Genomic DNA, 18,736 nt, shown 5'->3' with positions numbered 1-18,736 from the left:
GACGGAGCCCAGGCCGAATCAGTCGAGAAGCTCCATACAGTCCTTTCAGTGCTGCTCCTCCCAGCTTCTGCACGCAGATCCGCGAGTCCCCACCAGTGGCAAGGGGTTCAAAACCGAAGCGTCCCACCGAGCACCTGACCGAAAGCCATCGTGCGCGCAGCGCGCGGGTGGTGACGGCGACAATGCACGAGGCAAAGACGCGGCCCCACGCTGACGAGGCCTCAGCTCCGGCCAGCCCGAATGACGTGCCGACCACCTGCCTAGCGCAGCGCTCTCCCCCTGCCCCTCTGGGGTAGGGGGCCGGGGGGTGGGGAAGCCCGCCGCAGGCGCCCACCTACCCCCTCCACCCAACGTTCAAGGTCATGATCACCCGCCGCTCGCCATCACCCTCCAGAATGCCGGCCGGCTCGAACCCCACCTTGCCGTAGGCGCGAATCGCCCGCGCATTGCGCTCGTCCGGATCGATCACCATGCGGCGCAGAGCCGGTCGCTCGCGTTGAAGTGTTCCGATGAACGCCGTGATCACCCGAGGCCCCACGCCGTGACCGATCAGCTCGGCCTCCCCGATCAGGAGGTCGATGGCCCAGGTCTCCCCTCCCGGCGCGGCCCACGGCTGGAACTCGTGCCCATCCTGTATCCACTCGGTCTGGAGGAAGCCGGCGGGGCGCCCGTCCACGCTGAAGATGAAGCCGGGCACGTCGTCGCGGTCCGGGCCCAGGTACTGCCCGGTGACCGCTGCCTCGTCGCGCTCGCCGTCGTCCCAGAACGCGCGGACATGGGGCTGTTGCAGCCAGCCGGTGAAGCGGGGCACGTCCGCTGCGGTCAGCGGCTCAAAGGTGATCGGCATCCAGGCCCACCGCGGCCAGCGCCGCGCGGAATTCCGTGTCGCTGACGGGCAGGACGCTCAGGCGGGTGCCCTTGCGGATCAGCGGGGAGTCCTGCCACCCGGGCAGGGCACGCAGGTCGTCCAGCGTCAGCACGCGCGGGAAGGCGCGCACCGGCTCGACCTCGACCATGCTCCAGCGCGGGTCGTCCATCGGCGACCTGGGGTCGTAGTACGCACTGGCCGGATCGAACTGCAGGTTGTCCGGGTGGGCCTCGCGGCTCACGCGCGCCACGCCCGCGATGCCGTTCGGTTTCGCGTTGGAGTGGTAGAACAGGCACAGCTCGCCCGAGCGCATGGCGCGCAGGTTGTTGCGCGCCTGGTAGTTGCGCACGCCGTTCCACGGTTCGCGGCCCACACGCTGGAGATCGGGGTACCCGAACACGTCCGGTTCGGACTTGAGGAGCCAGAAGGGCATGATCACCAGCGTAGCGTCCGCTGGTGCGTTCGCCCACCGTGCGGCCGACGCCCGGCGCCTAGACTGCTGGGATGCGCGCGTCTCCGTGGCTTCCGGTCCTGCTCCTGCTGGCGCTGGGAGCGTACCTGCTGCCGCCGCGCGCGCCCGACGCTCAGGCGGCCCCGGCCCCCAGTGCCGCGCGTACCCTGCCCGATCCCCTGCCCCGTGAAACGCGGGCGCTGTTCGAGCAGACCCGCCCGGCGACCGTGCAGGTCGAGAGCGTCGATCCCGCGCGGAACTCGGCAGGCATCGGCACCGGGTTTTTCATCAGCGACCAGGGGCAGGTGCTGACCGCGTACCACGTGGTGAGCACCGGCACGCTGTTCCAGGTGAGCACGGTGTCCGGCAGGAGTTACCGCGCGCGCGTCACGGCCTTCAACGCGGCCGCCGACGTGGCGCTGTTGAGCGTCGACGGCCGCGGGCCGTTTCCGTTCCTGAAACTGACGACGCGCGCCCCGCGCGTGGGCGAGACGGTGCTGGCCATCGGGAACAGCGGCGGGGAGTTCCTGCAGCCCCGGCGCGGCACGCTGCTGGGGCTGGACGCAGCGGCTGGTCGGGCGGATTTCCCGCAGGGCACGCTGGAGATGAGCGCGCCCCTGGCACCGGGCGACAGCGGCGGGCCGATCATCGACGGCAACGGGCAGGCGATCGGGGTGGTCAGTTACATCCGCGTGGACGGCGAGAACCGCACGCAGCGCAGCTACGCGGTGCCGGTCGTGGCGGGGAACGCGCTGGTCGAGGGTCTGCTGGCGGGCCGCAAGCAGGACGTGGCCGTGGTGGGGCTGGTGCTGGACGACGTCCACAGCGGCATGACCGACCCGCCGGGCGCCATCGTGTCGCGCGTCGCGCGGGGCAGCCCGGCGGCGCGGGCCGGTCTGCGCGGCGCGCAGTTCGACAAGGACGGCAACCTCTCGCGCCTGGGTGACATCATCACCAGCGTGAACGGCACCCCCGTGCGCGACGCCGACGAGTTCATCACGGCGGTGCGCGGCGTGGGCATCGGCGTGGCCGTGCGCCTGGGCTACGTCCGCGACGGCACGCCGCGCGAGGCGACGGTGGTACTGGCCGCCAAGGCGAGCATTCCGGACCTGCGCGACTGACCGCGCGCCCGGCTGAAGGGACAGTCACGCCGGGCAAATGCGGCGTTCACGGCCGGGGCCAATGCTGGGGGCATGTCGCGTGCATTCGTGAAAGAGGACGACGGCAACCGCTGGGAAGCGCCGCCGACCGCCCGCGCCTACCGCGTGCTGTGGCGCGGTGAGCGCCCCGAGGTCATGCGCGAGACGGACGACCTGCTGGACGCGCTGCGCTGGCTGTCGGCGCGGCAGCGGCCGGGCTTCGAGCTGCGCGACCGTGCCGGCGTGCTGCTGGCGACGTCCGGACCTACCAGCGACCCTCCAGCGTGAGCCGCACCGCACCCGCCAGGCTCTGACCGGGCGCCAGGACGCGCATGTCCACGCCCCCCACGCCCCGCGCCGCGAGGTTGAAGGCGTCGGTGGCGTGGCTGGTGGGTTCCAGGGCCAGCGAGCCGTCCGGGGCGGTGAACACCACGAGGTGCGAGAACGCGCTGTCGGCCGTGAGGGTCAGCCCGCGCCCGCCCCAGTCGAGGTGTGCCACGCCGTCCCACGCGGTGTACGTGCGGTCGATGGTCCGCTCACCGACGGGTGCGGGCACGCGGTAGTCCTCGTCGGGACGCAGCGTCCGAGCCGCGCCGAGCGGCAACGCGCGGTCATCGGTGTCGTAGGCCAGGGCCGCGTCAAAGGTCACGGTCGGGTCGGTGGCGCCGTCCCGGCGGGTGAAGTACGGGTGCAGCCCCATCCCGGCGGGCATGGGGGTGGTGTCCGCGTTCGTGAGGGTCACGCTGGTGTCCAAGTGCGGGCCGTGCAGCGTGTACTCCACCCGCGCCGTGAACGCCCACGGCCAGTTGATGTCCGGGAAGGCGCGCGAGTCGAAGTCGCAGCGCAGCCCCGCGTCCGAGACGCGCGTGACGGTCCACGGCCGGTTGCGGACGTCGCCGTGCTGGGTCAGGCCGTCCTTGGTGGTCACCTTCAACTGGTGCTCCGTGCCGCCGAACGCGAAGCGCGCGTCCCGGACGCGGTTGGAGAAGGGCAGCAGCGTGAAGCTGGCGCACTGGCTGCTGGTCTGCACGTCCGCCAGCTTCACCGGCCGCATCACCGGTCGGCCCGACGCGGCGCGCAGGTTCAGGATGCTCGCTCCGACCTCCGGCAGTACTTCCAGGGTCAGGGCGCCGCTGGAGATGGTCTCGACGCGCCAGGAGTGGCCCGGCGTCACGCGCGGCCCCGCGTGACCTCGTACAGCAGGATGCCCGCCGCCACCGAGGCGTTCAGGCTCTGCACCCGCCCGCGCGTGGGAATGCTGACCAGCACGTCGCACTTCTCGCGCACCAGGCGGCGCAGGCCCTCGCCCTCGGCGCCGATCACCAGCGCCACCTTGCCGGAGAAGTCCACGCGGCCCACCGGCTGGGCCGCCTCGCCGGCCGCGCCGTACACCCACACGCCGTCCGCCTTGAGCTGGTCGATCAGCCGGGGCAGGTTCTTGGTCTGCGCGACCGGCAGGAACGACGTGGCCCCGGCGGCGGTCTTGGCGACCACCGGCGACAGCGGCGCGCTGCGGCGTTCCTCCACCACCACGCCGTGCGCGCCCAGCACCTCGGCGCTGCGGATGATCGCCCCGAAGTTGCGCGGATCAGTGACGCCATCGAGCAGCACGACCACCAGCGGTTCGGCGCGCTGCTCGGCGCGGTCGAGGATGTCGTCCACGCTGGCCCACGCCAGTTCCTCGACCTCGGCCATCACGCCCTGGTGCGCGGTGGTGCCGGCGAGCTGGTCGAGTTCGATGCGCGCGCCCCAGCGGATGTGCACGCCGGTGGCCTTGAGTTCCCGGACGAACGCGTCCTCGACGCCCCTGGCGACCAGCACCTCGGTCACGCGACCGTCTTTCAGTGCTTCCAGCACCGGATTGCGCCCATACAACAACATGGAGGGAAGTCTACCCCGCCCCCGGCAGCCCGCCGTTCCGTCCTATGGACGTGGGCGCCCGTTTGGAACGCTGCGCTCCGGCTGCTACGCTGGGGCCACCTTCCTTCCGGGCGTCAGCCCGCCCGATCACGTCCCTGATCATCCCTGCGAAATGCCGACGATGCCGCGCCCCCTGTCCAGCGTTCCACGTCGCCTGCTCAACCAGCGGCGGGCGCCCTGATGCGTTCCGGACGCCGCCCCGCGATCCAGACCCCGCCGCACAGGAGCCCGCATGACCCCCACCCCGTCCACACCGCAGGAATCCGCCGACACGGACCGCGCCCACCACGCCGCCCGCACCGCCTACGACACCGCCCAGGCCGCCGAGGACCTGTTCCAGATCGTCGCGCCCGACGGCACGGTCACCCGCCCGGACCTGCTGCCCGACGCAGAGATCCGCGTGCAGCTGTACCGCCACATGCGCCGCGCCCGGCACTTCGACGAGCGCGGCTGGGTGCTGTACCGCCAGGGCCGCATGGGCGTGTTTCCTCCCTTCGGCGGCATGGAGGCCAGCCAGGTCGGCACCGCCGCCGCGCTGACGAAGGACGACTGGCTGTTTCCCACGTACCGCGACACCGGCGCGGCCCTCACGCTGGGGCTGCCGATCGCGCGGGCCATCGCGTACTGGCGCACCAGTCCGCACGGCTGGCACATGCCCGACGACCTGAAGGTGCTGCCCTTCTACATTCCCATCGCCACGCAGTATCCGCAGGCGGTCGGCGCGGCGCTGGCCGAGCAGCGCCAGGGCACGCGCAACGTGGCGATGGCCTTTATCGGCGACGGCGGCAGCAGCGAGGGCGACTTCCACGAGGCGCTGAACTTCGCGGGCGCCCTGAATGCCCCGTGCGTGTTCATCCTCCAGAACAACGGCTGGGCAATTTCCGTCCCAACCCGCGCCCAGACCAGGGCCACGAACCTGTCGCGCCGCGCCGACGGCTACGGCATTCCCGGCGTGCGCGTGGACGGCAACGACGCCCTGGCGACGTACCACGTCACGCAGGAGGCGGTGGAGCGCGCCCGCAGCGGCGGCGGCCCCACGCTGATCGAGACGGTGACGTACCGCGTCAAGCCGCACACCGTGGCCGACGACCCCAGCCGCTACCGCACCGACGCCGACACCGCCGGCTGGGACGCAAAAGACCCCGTGCTGCGGCTGCGCACGCACCTGCTGTCGGCGGGCGTGCTGACGGAGGCGGACGAGCAGGCCATGCTGGCCGACATCGCCGCCGAGTTCGAGACCGCGCTAGCCGAGGCCGACGGCTATCCCGAGCCCACGCCGGCCGAGATTCTGGATCACGTGTTCGCAGAGCCCACGCCGCAGCTTCGCCGGCAACGCGAGCAGATCGCCGCGGAGGCCGCGCAGTGACCGCCACCGCCGAGGCCACGAGGACCATGACCATGGTCGCGGCCATCAACGACGCGCTGGACGTGGCCCTGGGCACCGACGACGCCGTGCACGTCTTCGGTGAGGACGTGGGCGTGATGGGCGGCGTGTTCCGCGCCACCGACGGCCTCCAGGCGAAGTACGGCACGGCGCGCGTGTTCGACACCCCGCTGGCCGAGGCCGGGATCGTGGGCATGGGGATCGGCATGGGGCTGGCGGGCCTGAAACCGGTCGCGGAGATCCAGTTCGCGGGCTTCCTGTACCCGGCGCTGGACCAGATCCTGTCGCACCTGGGGCGCTACCGGCACCGCACCCGCAGCCGCTACCACCTGCCCATGGTGATCCGGGCGCCGTACGGCGGCGGCGTGCACACACCTGAGCAGCACGCCGACAGCCCCGAGGCGATCCTGGCGCACACGCCCGGGGTCAAGGTGGTCATTCCCAGCACGCCGGCCGACGCCAAGGGCCTGCTGCTGAGCGCGATCGCGGACCCCGATCCGGTGTTCTTCTTCGAGGCGATCAAGCTGTACCGCAGCGTGAAGGAGGACGTGCCGGTGGGCGACCACCGCGTGCCCCTGGGCATGGCGCGGATCGTGACGCCCGGGGACGACGTGACCGTCATCTGCTACGGCGGCATGGTCGAGGTTGTGCAGAAGGCCGCTGACGCCGCGCGGGCGGCCGGGATCGGCGTGGAGGTGATCGACCTGCGGACGCTGGTGCCCATGGACACCCAGACCGTGCTCGCCAGCGTGGAGAAGACCGGACGCGCTGTGGTTGTGACCGAGGCGCCGCGCACCGGCGGTTTCCACAGCGAGATCAGCGCCGTGATCGCCGAGGAGGCCATCGAACACCTGCGCGCGCCGATCGTGCGCGTGACCGGCTTCGACGCGCCGTATCCGCCCTTCACCGCCGTGGAGGACGTCTATCGCCCGAATCCCGTGCGCGTGGCACGGGCCATCAAGGCGGTCATGGGCTACTGACAGCCGGTCATGGGCTACTGACAGCGCAGGACACGGTTCGACCTCAGCGGCGGATCATGAAGGGCACGGACGATGGAGGGGATGCGTCTGCCTGCTCTGCTGCTGACCGCCGGCCTGCTCGTGGGAGCGGCGGCCTTCGGCGTGAGCCAGTACCACGCGACCCGCGACGTGCCCGAGGAGACGGCCAGCGCGGCGCCCGTCGAGCCATCCGCCCCGGCAGAGACCGCCCTCCCGGAACCCGTCCGCGTGCCGGCGCAGGTGACGGAATCCGCGCCGCCCGTGCCGGAACCGGCCGCCGAGCCCACACCGGCACCGGCGCCCACCGTGGCCCGGCCCACACCGACGCCGCTGCCCGTGCGGGCGAGCATTCCCGGCATCCGGCACGAGTACCAGCGCATGAACAACTGCGGGCCGGTGACCATCGGCATGGCGCTGAACCGCTGGGGCAGCACGCTCACGCAGTACGACATCGCGCCACAACTCAAGCCGTCCAGGGGGGACGTGAACGTCTCACCGGACGAACTCGCCGCGTACGCGCGCTCGCAGGGCATGGACGTGCACCTCGCGCGCGGCGGCGACCGGGCCATGCTGCGCGCCCTGCTGGCGGCCGGCTACCCGGTGATCGTGGAGACGTGGTTCATCACGCACGACTCAGGCGGGATGGGGCACTACCGCCTGCTGACCGGCTATGACGACACGGCGCAGCGCTTCAGCGCCCTGGATTCCTACCTGGGACGACTGAAGCTCGACTACGCGCCGTTCGACGAGATGTGGCGGGCCTTCGGGCGCACGTTCCTGGTGGTCACGCCGCCCGCGAAGACCGCGCCGCTGCGCGCCCTGCTGGGCCTGCGCGCCGACCCGGCCGCCGCGCGGGCCGAGACGCTGCGCGTGGCCGAGGCCGAGGCCGCCCGCATCGGGGACGCCGTGGCGTATGCCAACGTGGGCGAGGCGCGGCTCGCGCTGGACGACGCCCCAGGTGCCGCGCGGGCCTTCGATCAGGCCCTGGCCGCCCGGCCGGACCCCGCGCTCGACCCGACCAGACCCGGCTGGGTGCAGGGCGGCCTGCCGTGGCGGGCGCTGTGGTACGACTTCGGGCCGCTGGAGGCCTACGTGCGCACCGGGCAGTACGCGAAAGTCCTGTCGCTGACGGGCGCGGTGCTGCGCTCGGTGCCCACGCACGAGGAAGCGCTGTACTGGCGTGCCCGGGCGCTGAGTGGCCTGGGCCGCACCGCCGAGGCGAGGGCGGCGTACCGCGAGGCGCTGCGCCTGCGGCCCACCTTCGCGGAGGCCCGGGCCGACCTCAGCGCGCTGTGAGCGGGCGTTCCATACCGCACTGAACTGATCCCCGCACACTCGGCGCATGAGAGCCCTCCTGCTGGCCCTGTTGGCCTTGAGCGGCGTCGCCGGCGCCATCCGGCCGTCCCTGGACGCGCCGGGCGTGATCACGCACGGGCCGCGTGCCCTGCAGGACGTTGCCCTCACCTTCGACGCGGACATGACGCCGGGCATGGAGCAGGAACTGCGCTCGGGCCGCGTCCGCAGCTTCGACAACGAGGCGGTCGTGCGGGTGCTGGAGCAGGCCGGCATACCCGCCACCTTCTTCCTCACGGGCATGTGGGCGCAGGTGTACCCGGCCTCGGCGCGGGCGATGGCCCACAACCCGCTGTTCGAGATCGAGGACCACAGCTACGACCATCCGGGCTTCGCGCAGCCGTGTTATGGGCTGGCGGGCATCGCGCCAGGGGCCAAGGCGCCGGACATCCTGCGCGCGCAGCGGGCCATCTCGCAGGCGACCGGGGACACGCCGCGCTATTTCCGCTTTCCCGGCGGGTGCGCCACGGCCGCCGACGTGGCCCTCGCGCATGCAGCGGGACTACAGGTCGTGCACTGGGACGTGGTGGGCGGAGACGTGAACCAGCCCGACCCGGCCGTCATCGTGCGGCAGACGCTGCGCGCCGTGCAGGGCGGCAGCATCGTGGTGCTGCACGTCAGCGGGGGGCACGCGCCGGCCACCGCCCTGGCGCTGCCGGGCATCATCGCGGGCCTGCGGCAGGAGGGCTACCGCTTTGTCACGGTGCAGGCGCTCCTCGGGGCGCCGGCCACCCACACGCCGACCACACCGTAACCAAAGCAACCGGAGGCCACGGTCGGTGCCGGGCCTCCGGGGAACAGCGGTCTTACTTCTTGGGCGCGTCGATGGTCTTGGCGTTGGCGCGCGCGACCTGCCGCGACGGCGCCTTCTCGACCTTCTGGCCGATGGTCGCGGTCTCGCGCTCGACCTGCTTGTTGATCAGGATCTGCTGCCCGATGCCGATCAGGGTGGACAGGATGATGTAGATGGTCACGCCCGCCGGGAAGGTCAGCGCGAAGTACAGGAACACGATGTAGATCATGGCCTGCTGCCGGAACATGTCCGGGTTCTTGCGCGTCATGACGTACAGCTGCCCGACGTTCACGATCAGGTAGATCACGGCCAGGATGTAGAAGGGATCGGGCACCGCCAGGTCCGGCAGCCACAGGAAGCCCGAGTCGAACTCGAAGTTGCGGATGGTGGACCACAGCGCGATCAGCACCGGGAAGGGAATGAAGGTGGACAGGCACCCCGCCGGGTTGAAGTTGTAGTCGCGGTACAGCTGCGCCATCTCGGCCTGCATGGCGCGCTGCGAGTCGGCGTCCTTGCGCTCCTTGTACTTCTCCTGAATTTCCTTGATCTTCGGCTGCATGACCTGCATGCGGGCGGTGGTGCGGCCCTGCGTCTGCATCAGCGGCCACATGATGGCGCGCAGCAGGATGGTCAGCACGACCAGCACCAGGCCCCAGTTGCCGATGAACTTGTACAGCGTTTCCATCAGCTTGACGATGATCAGGCTGATCTGGCCGAAGGGGTTGGGTTTGAACACGCCCGGCAGCGCGGTGTAGCCGCTCTGGTACAGGTGGATCAGCTCGTTCTTGCCGCCGTACACTTCCAGCGAGCTGCTGGCGGGCAGGGTCGCGCTGATCAGGCCCTGCGGACCGCCGGTCAGGGTGGCGTCCAGCGTGGTGCCCGCCTGAGGACGCACGATCACCGCGTGCGCGACCTGGCTGGGATTTTCCTGGAGCGCGGCGTACTGCACGTTCTTGACGTCCTGCGTGCCGGCGCCCTGCACCGCGATGGCCGAGGCGGCGCCCACCGCGTAGGCCTGCACGCGCGGGTTGTCGGCGCGGCCCAGGCCGGGGAAGCGCATCTGCACCTGTGCGGGACCGCCACTCACGTCGGTCTTGACGTCAATCTTGAAGTTGCGGGGGTGCAGCGTGATGGTCTTGGTGACGCTCACGCCGCCCTGGGTGTAGCGGAACACGGCGTCCTGGCGGTTGGCGGCCAGATCCGTCCTGAGCTGCGGCGCGCTCGTCTCGGCCGGCTGGGCGGGGTCGAGCGCGCCGCCGGTCAGCGCCAGGGCGCGGCGGTCGGCGGGGAAGGTCGGGGCCGTGCCCTTGGCGACCGGCACGCCGACCATGTTCGGCATGGCCGCCTGTCCCTTGACGCTGCTAAAGTCCCACGCGCCGTTGGTCTTCTTGATGTACGGCGTGCCGGCGGTGGGTTTCACGTACCAGCCGATCACCTCGCCGCGCGCGTTGAACACCACGTCCTGCAGGTTGCTGGTGGCAATGTACTCGTCGCCGGGCTGGCCGTCGAAATCGGCGGTGATCCACTCGGGCGTGATCGCCTTGCCGAAGGTGGGGAGGGGGCCGGTCTGTCCGCAGCCCGTGAGGAGCAGCGCGCCGGCCAGGGCCGTCAGGGGAAGCAGGAGTCGTGTGTTCATGGCGTTCTCTTTGGAGTGGAGGCGGCGGGGAACCGCTCAGGAACGGGATCGAAGCCGCCGGGCACGAGGGGATTGCAGCGCAGGACGCGCCACGTGGCGAGCCACCCGCCGGCCAGCGCGCCGTGCTTCTCGAGGGCCTGCGCGGCGTACTCCGAGCACGTGGGCGTGAAGCGGCAGGTGGGCGCAGGCTTGCGGGACGACAGTTCGCGCTGGTAATAGCGGACGACCCGCACCAGGCCGCGCGAGGCGGCGCTCACGGCGTGCCGCCGGCGGGGGAAGAATCAGGGGTCACAGGGTCCGGTACGGGCCGAACTGACCCGGAGTTCCCGCCCCTGGCCTTCACGCGGCCCGGCGCGCGGGCCAGCGCGCGGCCCAGGGCGCCCTGCACCTGCGCAAAATCGGCCGTGAGCACCGCCGGGTTCGGCAGCAGGATCGCGCGGCACGGCGGCAGCCCGCCCGGCAGGGTCCGCAGCGCCTCGCGCACGCGGCGCCGGGCACGGTTGCGGTCCACCGCCCGCTTCAGGGTCTTCTTGCTGATCACGATCCCGATGATCGCGCGCGGGCGCCACGTCTCGCCATGACGCGGGCGGTACTCGGTGATGCGCAGGGTGAACAGCGGATCACGCACCGCCACGCCGTGCGCGCGCACCTTGCGGAATTCCCGGTCGCCACGAAGCGAGTCCAGCGCCACCGGACGGCGGGGCCGTGCCTGCGTGGCGCTGGACGTGGAGGACGTGGAAATGGACGGCTCCTGAAAGTGGAGCTTACTCGTCGCTGACGGTGAGCTTGTGACGGCCCTTCGCGCGGCGGCGCGCGAGGATGTTCCGGCCGGACTTGGTCTTCATGCGGGCGCGGAAACCGTGGGTCTTGGCCCGCTTGCGGACGTTGGGCTGGTAGGTACGCTTCATCTTGGATCTCCTTGCTCGCGGCGTGGCGGCCAGTGCCCGTTTCCCGTGCCCAGACCTGCCGACTTCACGCGCCACTCCACCCCGGTGTCGGGGCAAACTCCGGGAGTGTATCACGGCGGTGGCAAAGGGGCCAAGGGGGACCGCGTCCGTCAGGTCAGACTGCCGTACAGGCGGTGGACCACATCAGCAGGAGAAGGGCGTCCTTCTGCCCCTTGAGCGTCTGGACACTCTCTGAGACCACCCACGGCAACGCCTACAAGAAGGTGCCTCTCCAGCATTCCCTCAGATTCCCAGCGAGATGTACTTCGTCTCCAGGTATTCGTCGAGGCCCCAGTGGCCGCCCTCGCGGCCGACGCCGCTGTTCTTCATGCCGCCAAACGGCATCTGCGGCGCGCTGGCGCTGGGCACGCCGTCGTTGATGCCGACGATGCCGTACTCCAGCGCCTCAGCCACGCGGAAGGCGCGGCCCAGGTCGCGGGTGTAGGCGTAGGCGGCCAGCCCGTACTCGGACGCGTTCGCCAGCGCCAGCCCGTCCTCCTCGGTCTCGAACGCCACGACCGGCGCGACCGGCCCGAAGGTCTCCTCGCGCAGGATCACGGAGTCCGGGTGCACGCCGGTGAGCACGGTGGGCTGGAAGTACAGGCCGCGCTCGACGTGGCCGCCGACCGTGGCGGTCGCGCCCCGCTCCAGGGCGTCCTCGACCTGCGCGCGCACCTTGTCCAGCCCCCCCTGCTCGACGACCGGGCCGACGTTCGTGCCGTCCTGCAGCGGATCGCCCAGCACGAGGTCACCCGTGAGCCTCGACAGGATCGCCGTGAACTCTGCCGCGACCTCGCGCTGCACGTACACGCGGTTGGTGCTGATACAGGTCTGGCCGGCGTTGCGGAACTTGCTGCCGACCACCTCGCGCGCCGCCCGCTCCAGGTCGGCGTCCGCGAAGACCAGGAAGGGCGCATGGCCGCCGAGTTCCAGCGACACCCGCTTGAGCGTCTTCGCCGCCTGCGTGTACAGCAGGCGCCCCACGGCGGTCGAGCCGGTGAAGGTCAGCTTGCGCACACGCGGATCGTCCATGAAGGGCGCGGTGAAGGCCGGCGCGTCGCTGGTGGGCAGCACCTGCAGGGTGTTCGGCGGGCCGCCCGCCTCCAGCCACAGTTCCGCGAGGTACAGCGCGGTCATGGGGCTCTGCTCGGCCGGCTTGAGGATCATCACGCAGCCGGCGGCCAGGGCGGGCGCGGCCTTGCGGGTGACCATCCCGGCCGGGAAGTTCCACGGCGTCACGGCGTACACGATGCCGACCGGCTCGCTGGCCGTGAAGCCGCGCTTGTGGTCGAAGCGCGACGGCACACGCTCGCCGCCGATGCGGCTGGCCTCCTCGGAGCACCACTCGATAAAACTGGCCGCGTAGTGCACCTCGCCGCGCGTCTCGGCGATGGGTTTGCCCATCTCCAGCGTCATCAGCCGGGCAAGCTCCTCCTTGCGGGCAATCATGAGGTCGTGCCACTTCCGCAGGATCTGGCCGCGCTGGTATGGGTTGACGCGGCGCCACTCCCGCAGGGCCACCTCGGCGGCGTCGATGGCGCGGCGGGCGTCGGCGGGCGTGCAGTCCGGGGCCGCGCCGATGCTCTGGCCGTTGCCGGGATGGATGACGTCGAAGGTCTGCGGCGCGGCGCGCCACTCGCCGTCAAAGTACGCCCGGGTGCGGGTCACGGGGTCGTTCAGCAGTGTGGTCATGGGTCCTCGCTTCCGGCGGTCACGTCGGCGCCGCCGCGCACCGACTGGATAGCCGGGCCTGGGTCTCAGTATGAAAGGCGCCCTGCCGGCCGATGGTCAGCTGAGCGGGCTTTGGGCCGCCCTGACCGCCGCCGCGAAGCGTTCCAGCCCTTCATCTAGCTCGTCGTCGCTGACAGTCAGGGGCACGAGCACCCGGATGACGCTGGCGTACATGCCGGCCTTGAGCAGCAGCAGGCCGCGCGCGCGGGCTTCCTCGACCACGCGGGTGGCCAGCTCGGGATCGGGCTCGCGGCCCCCCCGGTCCTTCACGAATTCCATGGCGATCATGGGACCCTGGCCACGCACGTCCCCGATGCCGGGAACCTCGGCCTGGAGGGCGGTGAAGGCCGCGTGCAGGCGCTCGCCCACGTGCCGGGCGTGCGCGAGCAGCGTCCCGTCCTCGAACAGGTCCAGCACGGCCAGACCGGCGGCGCACGCCAGCGGATTGCCGGCGTAGGTGCCGCCCAGGCCGCCCACCGCCGGGGCGTCCATCACGTCGGCGCGGCCGGTCACTCCGCTGATGGGCAGGCCGCCGCCGATGCTCTTGGCGAAGGTCAGCAGGTCCGGCTGCACGCCGCTCGCCTCGATGGCCCAGAACTGCCCGGTGCGGCCCACGCCGCTCTGGATCTCGTCCGCGATGAACACGATGCCGTGCTCGTCGCACAGCTGACGCAGCGCCCGCAGGAACTCGGGCGGCGCCGGCAGGAAGCCGCCTTCACCCAGCACGGGTTCGAGAATGATTGCGGCGACGCGGGACGGATCGACGGTGGTCCGCAGCAGTTCGTGCAGACCCTCCAGCGCGGCCGGGACGCTGGTGCCCCGGTACTCGTACGGGAAGGGAGCGTGATACACGTCCGGCGCAAACGGGCCGAAATTCTGCGCGTAGTACGCCTTCTTACCGGTCATGGTCATGCCCAGCAGGGTGCGGCCGTGGAAGGAATGCGTGAACGAGATCACGGCCGGGCGGTTGGTGTACGCGCGCGCGATCTTGACGGCGTTCTCGGTGGCCTCCGCGCCGGTCGTGAGAAACAGCGTCTTGGCCGGTGCGCTGCCGGGAAAGCGGGCGTTCAGGCGCTGGGCGAGGCGCAGATACGGCTCGTACAGCGTGACCTGGAAGGCCGTGTGGGTGAACGCCGCGAGCTGCTCCTGCACGGCCGCGACCACCGCCGGGTGGCTGTGCCCGACGTTCAGCACGCCGATACCGCCGATCCAGTCATGGTACTCGCGGCCCTCGATGTCCCACATGCGCACGCCCTCGGCGTGGGCGGCCACGATGGGGTGGGCGAGGCTGACGCCGCGCGGAATTTCGGTGCGCCTCAGGGCCAGGAGGTCTTCGGTGCGGGTGGTGACGGTCATGGTGGGTGCCTCCCTGGGCCGGCGGAACGGGAACGTGGGGTCTGGAGCTGTGAATAGCACACTCCGGACGACACTTATCCCCCCCGCGGCAGCGCGTGCGGCGCGAAGTGCCGGGGCACCTCACCGCTGTCGTCCTTGAGGGGGACGCCGCTCAGCGCCCGTCTCAGGGCGTTTAGGATCAGCCAGTGCAGGCGCCACGCGGCCGTGCGGCCGTCCAGACCGGCGGGACGGATGTTCGACACGCAGTTGCGCGCCGAGTCGGGTGTGACGGGCTGCGGCGCGTGGGTGACATACGCGCCCAGGCTGTCCGGGCTGCTCAGGCCAGGACGTTCGCCGATCAGCACCAGCACCAGCCGTGCGCCCAGCGCGAGGGCCACACCGTCGCCCAGGGCCACGCGTGCCTGCGCGGCGAACACGACCGGGGCGAGCCGGAAGCCCTCGCGGCGCAGCTCCGGCAGCAGCGCGCCCAGCACGCCCGGCACCTGCGCCAGCGCCCGTGCCGAGAGCCCATCCGCGACGACCACGGCAACGTCCAGCGGTTCGGGATGCGCGGCGTGCCACGCGTCCAGTTCTGCGGCCGACGCCGGGTGCAGGGCCCGCCCGAGATCGGGGCGGCGCACGTATGTGGCGCGGTCGGGGGCGCGGCTGCGAACCTCCAGCACGGGCTCGCCCAGTCCGTCCAGCGCCGCGCGCAGGCCGGTGAAGTCGGCATCAGCATGCACGGCGTCCCGCGCGGCGGCGTGCGCCTGCGTGAAGGCCAGCAGCTCACGCGTGGGCAGCGACGTGCCCGCGCAGCCCTGTCCCACCCGCGCGTCCGTGAAGGCGCGCAGGAGCGCCCACGGATCGGCGTCCCGCCCACTCACGGCCGCTCCTCCAGCCCAGCCATCAAGGCGTGCATGCGCCGGTCGTCCGGGCGGGCCAGCACGCCGCCGCGCGTCAGGCCCACACCCTCCAGCCACGCGGCGAACTCCGGCGCGGGCGGGCGGCCGAACAGCCGGCGCACGTACCACGCGTCGTGGAAGGACGTGGACTGGTAATTGAGCATGATGTCGTCCGCGCCGGGCACGCCCATGATGAAGGTCACGCCCGCCGCGCCCAGCAGGGTCAGCAGCACGTCCATGTCGTCCCCATCGGCCTCGGCGTGGTTGGTGTAGCAGATGTCGCAGCCCATCGGCAGACCCAGCAGCTTGCCGCAGAAGTGGTCCTCCAGACCCGCCCGGATGATCTGTTTCCCGTCCGCGAGGTACTCCGGGCCGATGAAGCCCACCACGGTGTTCACCAGCAGGGGCCGGAAGCGCCGCGCGACCGCGTATGCGCGGGCCTCCAGCGTGCCCTGATCCACCCCGTGGTGTGCGCCGGCCGACAGCGCGCTGCCCTGCCCCGTCTCGAAGTACATGACGTGGTCGCCCACCGTGCCACGCTCGAGGCCCGCAGCCGCCGCGTGTGCCTCGGCCAGCAGCGCGAGGTCGATGCCGAAGCCCGCGTTCGCCGCCTGGGTGCCCGCCACGCTCTGGAACACCAGATCGACGGGCGCGCCGCGCCGGATGGCCTCCAGCGTGTTCGTCACGTGCGTCAGGACGCAGGTCTGGGTGGGCACGCCCGCGCGCTGCCGGAAGTCGTCCAGCATGGTCAGGAGCAAGGCGGCGCTGTCCACCGAGTCCAGCGCGGGATTGATACCGATCACCGCGTCCCCGGCCCCGTAGCTCAGGCCGTCCAGGATGCCCGCCAGCACGGCGCGCGGGTCGTCGGTGGGGTGGTTGGGTTGCAGGCGTGTGCTGAAGGTGCCGCGCGTGCCGAGGGTGTTGCGGAAGCGCGTGACGACCTCCACCTTGGACGCGGCGAGCACGAGGTCCTGCGCCCGCATCAGCTTCGCCACCGCCGCGACCATCTCGGGCGTGAGACCCGGCGCCAGGGCGGCCAGCGCGGCCGGAGTCGCGTCGTCGCCCAGCAGCCAGTCGCGGAACTCGCCCACACTGAGGCCGGAGACGGGCGTAAAGGCCGCCGCGTCGTGCGTATCCACAATCAGCCGCGTGACCTCGTCGGCCTCGTAGGGAACCACCGGCTCGTCGAGAAAGACCCGCAGCGGCAGGTCGGCCAGCACCGCGCGGGCCGCCTCGCGCTCGGTGGCCGACGTGGCCGCCAGCCCCGCGAGTTCGCCGCCGGACTTCTGGGGGCTGGCCCGCCCCAGCAGCGTCCGGAGGTCCGCAAACGAGTGGTGCGTGTGGCCCAGCGTGACGTGGTACATGCCAGCCTCTGGGCGCTTCAGCTGCCCCGGTACGTGGAATACGACCAGGGCGTCATCACCAGCGGCACGTGGTAGTGCGCGCCGGCGTCCGCGACCGTGAAGCGCAGCGTGACCACGTCCAGAAAGGGCGGCGTGGACACCGTGGGGAAGTCCGCGTAGTACGCGCCCACGTGGAAGGTCAGCTCGAAGGTGCCGGGGCGCAGGTGGCCGCGCCCGATCAGCGGCGCGTCCGTGCGGCCATCGGCGTTGGTGGTGGCCTCGGTGACCGGCCGGCGCTCGCCGCCCGTGACCTCGTGCAGTTCGATCCGCACGCCCGGCGCCGGCCGGCCCCGCGCCGTGTCGAGGACGTGCGTGCTCAGGCCTGCGCCCGCCGCACTCATTCGGCGCGCTCGATCCAGGCTTCCATCAGCCCGTAGGGCTCGGGGTCCACGTGGAAGATCTCATTGTCGTTGTCCAGGCCGAAGCGCTCGAGGTTGTAGCGCAGATGATGTTTATTGGGCAGGTGGAACCACACCCGCGAGAGTTCCGGGCACGTGCCCAGCACCGCCTCGCCCAGTCGGTACAGGGTGTGCTGGAGGCTGGGCGAGTAGTGGTCGGTAAACGTCTGCTGGATCTGCGCCATGGCGCGCTGCCACACGGCGTCGTAATCGCAGGTGTCCACCGCGTACTCCCACTTTGCGGTCACGACCGTCGCCATGATGCGGTCGAAGGACTCCGGCAGGGTGGTGAAGCGCTCGTCCAGCAGGTACCCGGCCCACCCGCTCTGCGTGGTCTTCAGCACGTACAGCTCGTCGATACCGCTGGTGACGCGGAAGGTCTGCCCATCGTCCGTCTCGACGCGCACGGTGTGCTTGGGGAGCTGCCGGGCGAAGCCGTGGTCGTGGCCCGCCTCGCCCTCGCCCGGCAGGCGCTCCCACAGGTGCTCCGTGAATTCCGCGAAGCCGCCCGTGACCCTGGGGCCGGCCTGCACGAAATGCGCCAGCAGTTCCTTGCCGAAGTCCTCCACGCTGCCCGCGAAGCCCTCCTTCGCCAGGGCGTAGATGGTGTTGCGCACGGTGTCCGTGGCGAGCAGGTCGGTGTTGTCGCCGTCGGCGTGCGCTGCCTCGAAGTTGCCGGTCATGGCCACGCGCACGCGCACGTCCCGCACGCGGTGGCGCGGCGTGTCCCGGTACACCTTGAACAGCTGCACGTCCGCCTTCCCGTAGTTGTTCTCGCCGAGTCTGACGTTCACCTTCGTCATGCGCCCTCCCCCTGGATCAGGTCCAGCACCCGCAGCCGCGCGATCCGCCCGATTTCGAACAGGGCCGCCGCGCGCTCCTGCTCGGGCGTGTTCGCCAGCCGCCGCCGCGCGCCCTCGAAGATGCTGGCCTTGGTATTCTCCCGCACGCACACCACATAGGGCAGGCCAAACCGCGCGTGGTACGCCGCGTTCAGGGCGTGGAACTCCGCGTACTCCTCGGCACTCAGGCGGTCCAGGCCCGCCGAGGCCTGCTCACCGGCACTCTCCGGCGTCAGGTCGCCCGCCAGCGCCGCCTTGCCCGCCAGGTCCGGGTGCGCGCGGATCAGGGCGAGCTGCGCGTCCGCCGGAGCCGCCCCGAACGCCTCCGCGAAGGCCCGCGCGACTGCTTCGGCGTCCGCGAAGGGCCGGGCACGGGCCGCCGCACGCGCGTACTGCGGCGAGTGCTCCAGCACGCCCGCGAAATGCGCCTCGAACGCCTCGGGGCTCAGGGCATTGATGTCGGACAGCGTCCGGGGGGACCTCGCGCTCACACTCCACCTCCAGCAGGTGCCCGCATTCTGCCGCACCGCCGGCCCACGTGCGCCCAGCCCACCTGATCAGAATGTGAGAGGAGCACGCCAGCCCACTGAAGGCAAACCCCACCCCCCGGCCCCCGCCGTTCGTCAGCGTGGGAAG

General features: G+C 71.4%; 21 protein-coding genes. 6 read left to right on the top strand and 15 right to left on the bottom strand.

What is annotated here, in order from left to right; all coding sequences use genetic code 11:
- Window positions 1-334: 334 nt before the first annotated feature.
- Together HNQ07_RS11755 and HNQ07_RS11750 are read right to left on the bottom strand one after the other, a co-directional pair.
- Window positions 335-847 carry a GNAT family N-acetyltransferase gene (locus HNQ07_RS11755; RefSeq protein ID WP_184111970.1) on the bottom strand — a complete coding sequence of 171 codons (513 nt, stop codon included), beginning with the start codon at window positions 845-847 and terminating at the stop codon, window positions 335-337.
- A complete protein-coding gene (locus tag HNQ07_RS11750) occupies window positions 831-1,301 on the bottom strand; it encodes an EVE domain-containing protein (protein WP_184111967.1) in 471 nt (156 codons plus the stop codon). Before HNQ07_RS11750 ends, HNQ07_RS11755 begins: the two co-directional genes overlap by 17 nt.
- A gap of 71 nt (window positions 1,302-1,372) precedes the next feature.
- Between HNQ07_RS11750 and HNQ07_RS11745 the strand changes: the two genes are divergently transcribed.
- Both HNQ07_RS11745 and HNQ07_RS11740 read left to right on the top strand, forming a co-directional pair.
- The gene (locus HNQ07_RS11745) at window positions 1,373-2,440 is read left to right on the top strand and encodes a S1C family serine protease (RefSeq protein WP_184111965.1); all 1,068 of its coding nucleotides are present in this window, start codon (window positions 1,373-1,375) and stop codon (window positions 2,438-2,440) included.
- A 72-nt stretch (window positions 2,441-2,512) separates the two neighbouring features.
- Window positions 2,513-2,746, top strand: a complete 234-nt coding sequence (locus HNQ07_RS11740) for a hypothetical protein (protein ID WP_184111964.1) — start codon at window positions 2,513-2,515, stop codon at window positions 2,744-2,746.
- Here the strand turns inward: HNQ07_RS11740 and HNQ07_RS11735 are convergent.
- Entirely contained in the window at window positions 2,724-3,632 is a 909-nt protein-coding gene (locus tag HNQ07_RS11735; RefSeq protein ID WP_184111962.1) for an aldose 1-epimerase, read from the bottom strand. The genes HNQ07_RS11740 and HNQ07_RS11735 overlap by 23 nt on opposite strands.
- Complete coding sequence (rlmB, locus tag HNQ07_RS11730) at window positions 3,629-4,339, bottom strand: 23S rRNA (guanosine(2251)-2'-O)-methyltransferase RlmB (RefSeq protein ID WP_184111960.1); 711 nt, start codon at window positions 4,337-4,339, stop codon at window positions 3,629-3,631. Before rlmB ends, HNQ07_RS11735 begins: the two co-directional genes overlap by 4 nt.
- 271 nt (window positions 4,340-4,610) lie before the next feature.
- Between rlmB and pdhA the strand changes: the two genes are divergently transcribed.
- From pdhA to HNQ07_RS11710, 4 genes are all read left to right on the top strand, one after another.
- The gene (pdhA, locus tag HNQ07_RS11725; RefSeq protein ID WP_184111958.1) at window positions 4,611-5,744 is read left to right on the top strand and encodes a pyruvate dehydrogenase (acetyl-transferring) E1 component subunit alpha; all 1,134 of its coding nucleotides are present in this window, start codon (window positions 4,611-4,613) and stop codon (window positions 5,742-5,744) included.
- Window positions 5,741-6,742 carry an alpha-ketoacid dehydrogenase subunit beta gene (locus HNQ07_RS11720; protein WP_444542454.1) on the top strand — a complete coding sequence of 334 codons (1,002 nt, stop codon included), beginning with the start codon at window positions 5,741-5,743 and terminating at the stop codon, window positions 6,740-6,742. The genes pdhA and HNQ07_RS11720 overlap by 4 nt, the downstream gene beginning before the upstream one ends.
- An 81-nt stretch (window positions 6,743-6,823) precedes the next feature.
- Entirely contained in the window at window positions 6,824-8,056 is a 1,233-nt protein-coding gene (locus HNQ07_RS11715) for a C39 family peptidase (RefSeq protein ID WP_229831958.1), read from the top strand.
- A 46-nt stretch (window positions 8,057-8,102) separates the two neighbouring features.
- Complete coding sequence (locus tag HNQ07_RS11710; protein ID WP_184111954.1) at window positions 8,103-8,867, top strand: polysaccharide deacetylase family protein; 765 nt, start codon at window positions 8,103-8,105, stop codon at window positions 8,865-8,867.
- Window positions 8,868-8,919: 52 nt separating this feature from the next.
- On the opposite strand, the gene HNQ07_RS11705 is transcribed toward HNQ07_RS11710, so the two are convergent.
- The 11 genes from HNQ07_RS11705 to uraD all read right to left on the bottom strand — a co-directional run bounded on the left by HNQ07_RS11705 (window position 8,920) and on the right by uraD (window position 18,591).
- Entirely contained in the window at window positions 8,920-10,542 is a 1,623-nt protein-coding gene (locus HNQ07_RS11705) for a membrane protein insertase YidC (RefSeq protein WP_184111953.1), read from the bottom strand.
- Window positions 10,539-10,799 (bottom strand): membrane protein insertion efficiency factor YidD, encoded by a 261-nt coding sequence (gene yidD, locus HNQ07_RS11700; RefSeq protein WP_184111951.1) that lies wholly within the window; start codon window positions 10,797-10,799, stop codon window positions 10,539-10,541. The genes HNQ07_RS11705 and yidD overlap by 4 nt, the downstream gene beginning before the upstream one ends.
- Window positions 10,796-11,233, bottom strand: a complete 438-nt coding sequence (rnpA, locus tag HNQ07_RS11695; protein ID WP_184111950.1) for a ribonuclease P protein component — start codon at window positions 11,231-11,233, stop codon at window positions 10,796-10,798. The genes yidD and rnpA overlap by 4 nt, the downstream gene beginning before the upstream one ends.
- Before the next feature lie 73 nt (window positions 11,234-11,306).
- Window positions 11,307-11,450, bottom strand: coding sequence for a 50S ribosomal protein L34 (gene rpmH / locus HNQ07_RS11690; RefSeq protein WP_103312348.1), 144 nt, complete (start codon window positions 11,448-11,450; stop codon window positions 11,307-11,309).
- A gap of 282 nt (window positions 11,451-11,732) precedes the next feature.
- Window positions 11,733-13,181, bottom strand: coding sequence for an NAD-dependent succinate-semialdehyde dehydrogenase (locus tag HNQ07_RS11685; RefSeq protein WP_184111949.1), 1,449 nt, complete (start codon window positions 13,179-13,181; stop codon window positions 11,733-11,735).
- 96 nt (window positions 13,182-13,277) lie between these two features.
- On the bottom strand, window positions 13,278-14,576 hold the full coding sequence (gene gabT / locus HNQ07_RS11680; protein ID WP_184111948.1) for a 4-aminobutyrate--2-oxoglutarate transaminase: 1,299 nt from the start codon (window positions 14,574-14,576) through the stop codon (window positions 13,278-13,280).
- A 74-nt stretch (window positions 14,577-14,650) separates the two neighbouring features.
- On the bottom strand, window positions 14,651-15,439 hold the full coding sequence (eutC, locus tag HNQ07_RS11675) for an ethanolamine ammonia-lyase subunit EutC (RefSeq protein ID WP_184111947.1): 789 nt from the start codon (window positions 15,437-15,439) through the stop codon (window positions 14,651-14,653).
- The gene (locus tag HNQ07_RS11670; RefSeq protein WP_184111946.1) at window positions 15,436-16,821 is read right to left on the bottom strand and encodes an ethanolamine ammonia-lyase subunit EutB; all 1,386 of its coding nucleotides are present in this window, start codon (window positions 16,819-16,821) and stop codon (window positions 15,436-15,438) included. Before HNQ07_RS11670 ends, eutC begins: the two co-directional genes overlap by 4 nt.
- A 17-nt stretch (window positions 16,822-16,838) precedes the next feature.
- The gene (gene uraH / locus HNQ07_RS11665; protein ID WP_184111945.1) at window positions 16,839-17,201 is read right to left on the bottom strand and encodes a hydroxyisourate hydrolase; all 363 of its coding nucleotides are present in this window, start codon (window positions 17,199-17,201) and stop codon (window positions 16,839-16,841) included.
- Window positions 17,198-18,061: a factor-independent urate hydroxylase gene (gene pucL, locus HNQ07_RS11660; RefSeq protein ID WP_184111937.1), complete on the bottom strand. Its 864-nt coding sequence runs from the start codon at window positions 18,059-18,061 to the stop codon at window positions 17,198-17,200. Before pucL ends, uraH begins: the two co-directional genes overlap by 4 nt.
- The gene (gene uraD, locus HNQ07_RS11655) at window positions 18,058-18,591 is read right to left on the bottom strand and encodes a 2-oxo-4-hydroxy-4-carboxy-5-ureidoimidazoline decarboxylase (RefSeq protein WP_184111935.1); all 534 of its coding nucleotides are present in this window, start codon (window positions 18,589-18,591) and stop codon (window positions 18,058-18,060) included. Before uraD ends, pucL begins: the two co-directional genes overlap by 4 nt.
- Window positions 18,592-18,736: the final 145 nt, after the last annotated feature.

Origin of the sequence: Deinococcus metalli, assembly GCF_014201805.1 — a bacterium.
Classification (GTDB): Bacteria; Deinococcota; Deinococci; order Deinococcales; family Deinococcaceae; genus Deinococcus; species Deinococcus metalli.
This window is presented reverse-complemented; position numbering and strand designations above follow the sequence as displayed.

What these genes read in the sequence shown, in the direction of transcription:
- rlmB (WP_184111960.1), bottom strand. Translation starts at nt 4,339, where the DNA reads ATGTTGTTGTATGGGCGCAATCCGGTGCTGGAAGCACTGAAAGACGGT.
- pucL (WP_184111937.1), bottom strand. Translation starts at nt 18,061, where the DNA reads ATGACGAAGGTGAACGTCAGACTCGGCGAGAACAACTACGGGAAGGCG.
- HNQ07_RS11755 (WP_184111970.1), bottom strand. Translation starts at nt 847, where the DNA reads ATGCCGATCACCTTTGAGCCGCTGACCGCAGCGGACGTGCCCCGCTTC.
- uraH (WP_184111945.1), bottom strand. Translation starts at nt 17,201, where the DNA reads ATGAGTGCGGCGGGCGCAGGCCTGAGCACGCACGTCCTCGACACGGCG.
- pdhA (WP_184111958.1), top strand. Translation starts at nt 4,611, where the DNA reads ATGACCCCCACCCCGTCCACACCGCAGGAATCCGCCGACACGGACCGC.
- HNQ07_RS11710 (WP_184111954.1), top strand. Translation starts at nt 8,103, where the DNA reads ATGAGAGCCCTCCTGCTGGCCCTGTTGGCCTTGAGCGGCGTCGCCGGC.
- rpmH (WP_103312348.1), bottom strand. Translation starts at nt 11,450, where the DNA reads ATGAAGCGTACCTACCAGCCCAACGTCCGCAAGCGGGCCAAGACCCAC.
- HNQ07_RS11740 (WP_184111964.1), top strand. Translation starts at nt 2,513, where the DNA reads ATGTCGCGTGCATTCGTGAAAGAGGACGACGGCAACCGCTGGGAAGCG.
- HNQ07_RS11685 (WP_184111949.1), bottom strand. Translation starts at nt 13,181, where the DNA reads ATGACCACACTGCTGAACGACCCCGTGACCCGCACCCGGGCGTACTTT.
- HNQ07_RS11745 (WP_184111965.1), top strand. Translation starts at nt 1,373, where the DNA reads ATGCGCGCGTCTCCGTGGCTTCCGGTCCTGCTCCTGCTGGCGCTGGGA.
- HNQ07_RS11750 (WP_184111967.1), bottom strand. Translation starts at nt 1,301, where the DNA reads ATGCCCTTCTGGCTCCTCAAGTCCGAACCGGACGTGTTCGGGTACCCC.
- HNQ07_RS11670 (WP_184111946.1), bottom strand. Translation starts at nt 16,821, where the DNA reads ATGTACCACGTCACGCTGGGCCACACGCACCACTCGTTTGCGGACCTC.
- gabT (WP_184111948.1), bottom strand. Translation starts at nt 14,576, where the DNA reads ATGACCGTCACCACCCGCACCGAAGACCTCCTGGCCCTGAGGCGCACC.
- HNQ07_RS11705 (WP_184111953.1), bottom strand. Translation starts at nt 10,542, where the DNA reads ATGAACACACGACTCCTGCTTCCCCTGACGGCCCTGGCCGGCGCGCTG.
- HNQ07_RS11715 (WP_229831958.1), top strand. Translation starts at nt 6,824, where the DNA reads ATGCGTCTGCCTGCTCTGCTGCTGACCGCCGGCCTGCTCGTGGGAGCG.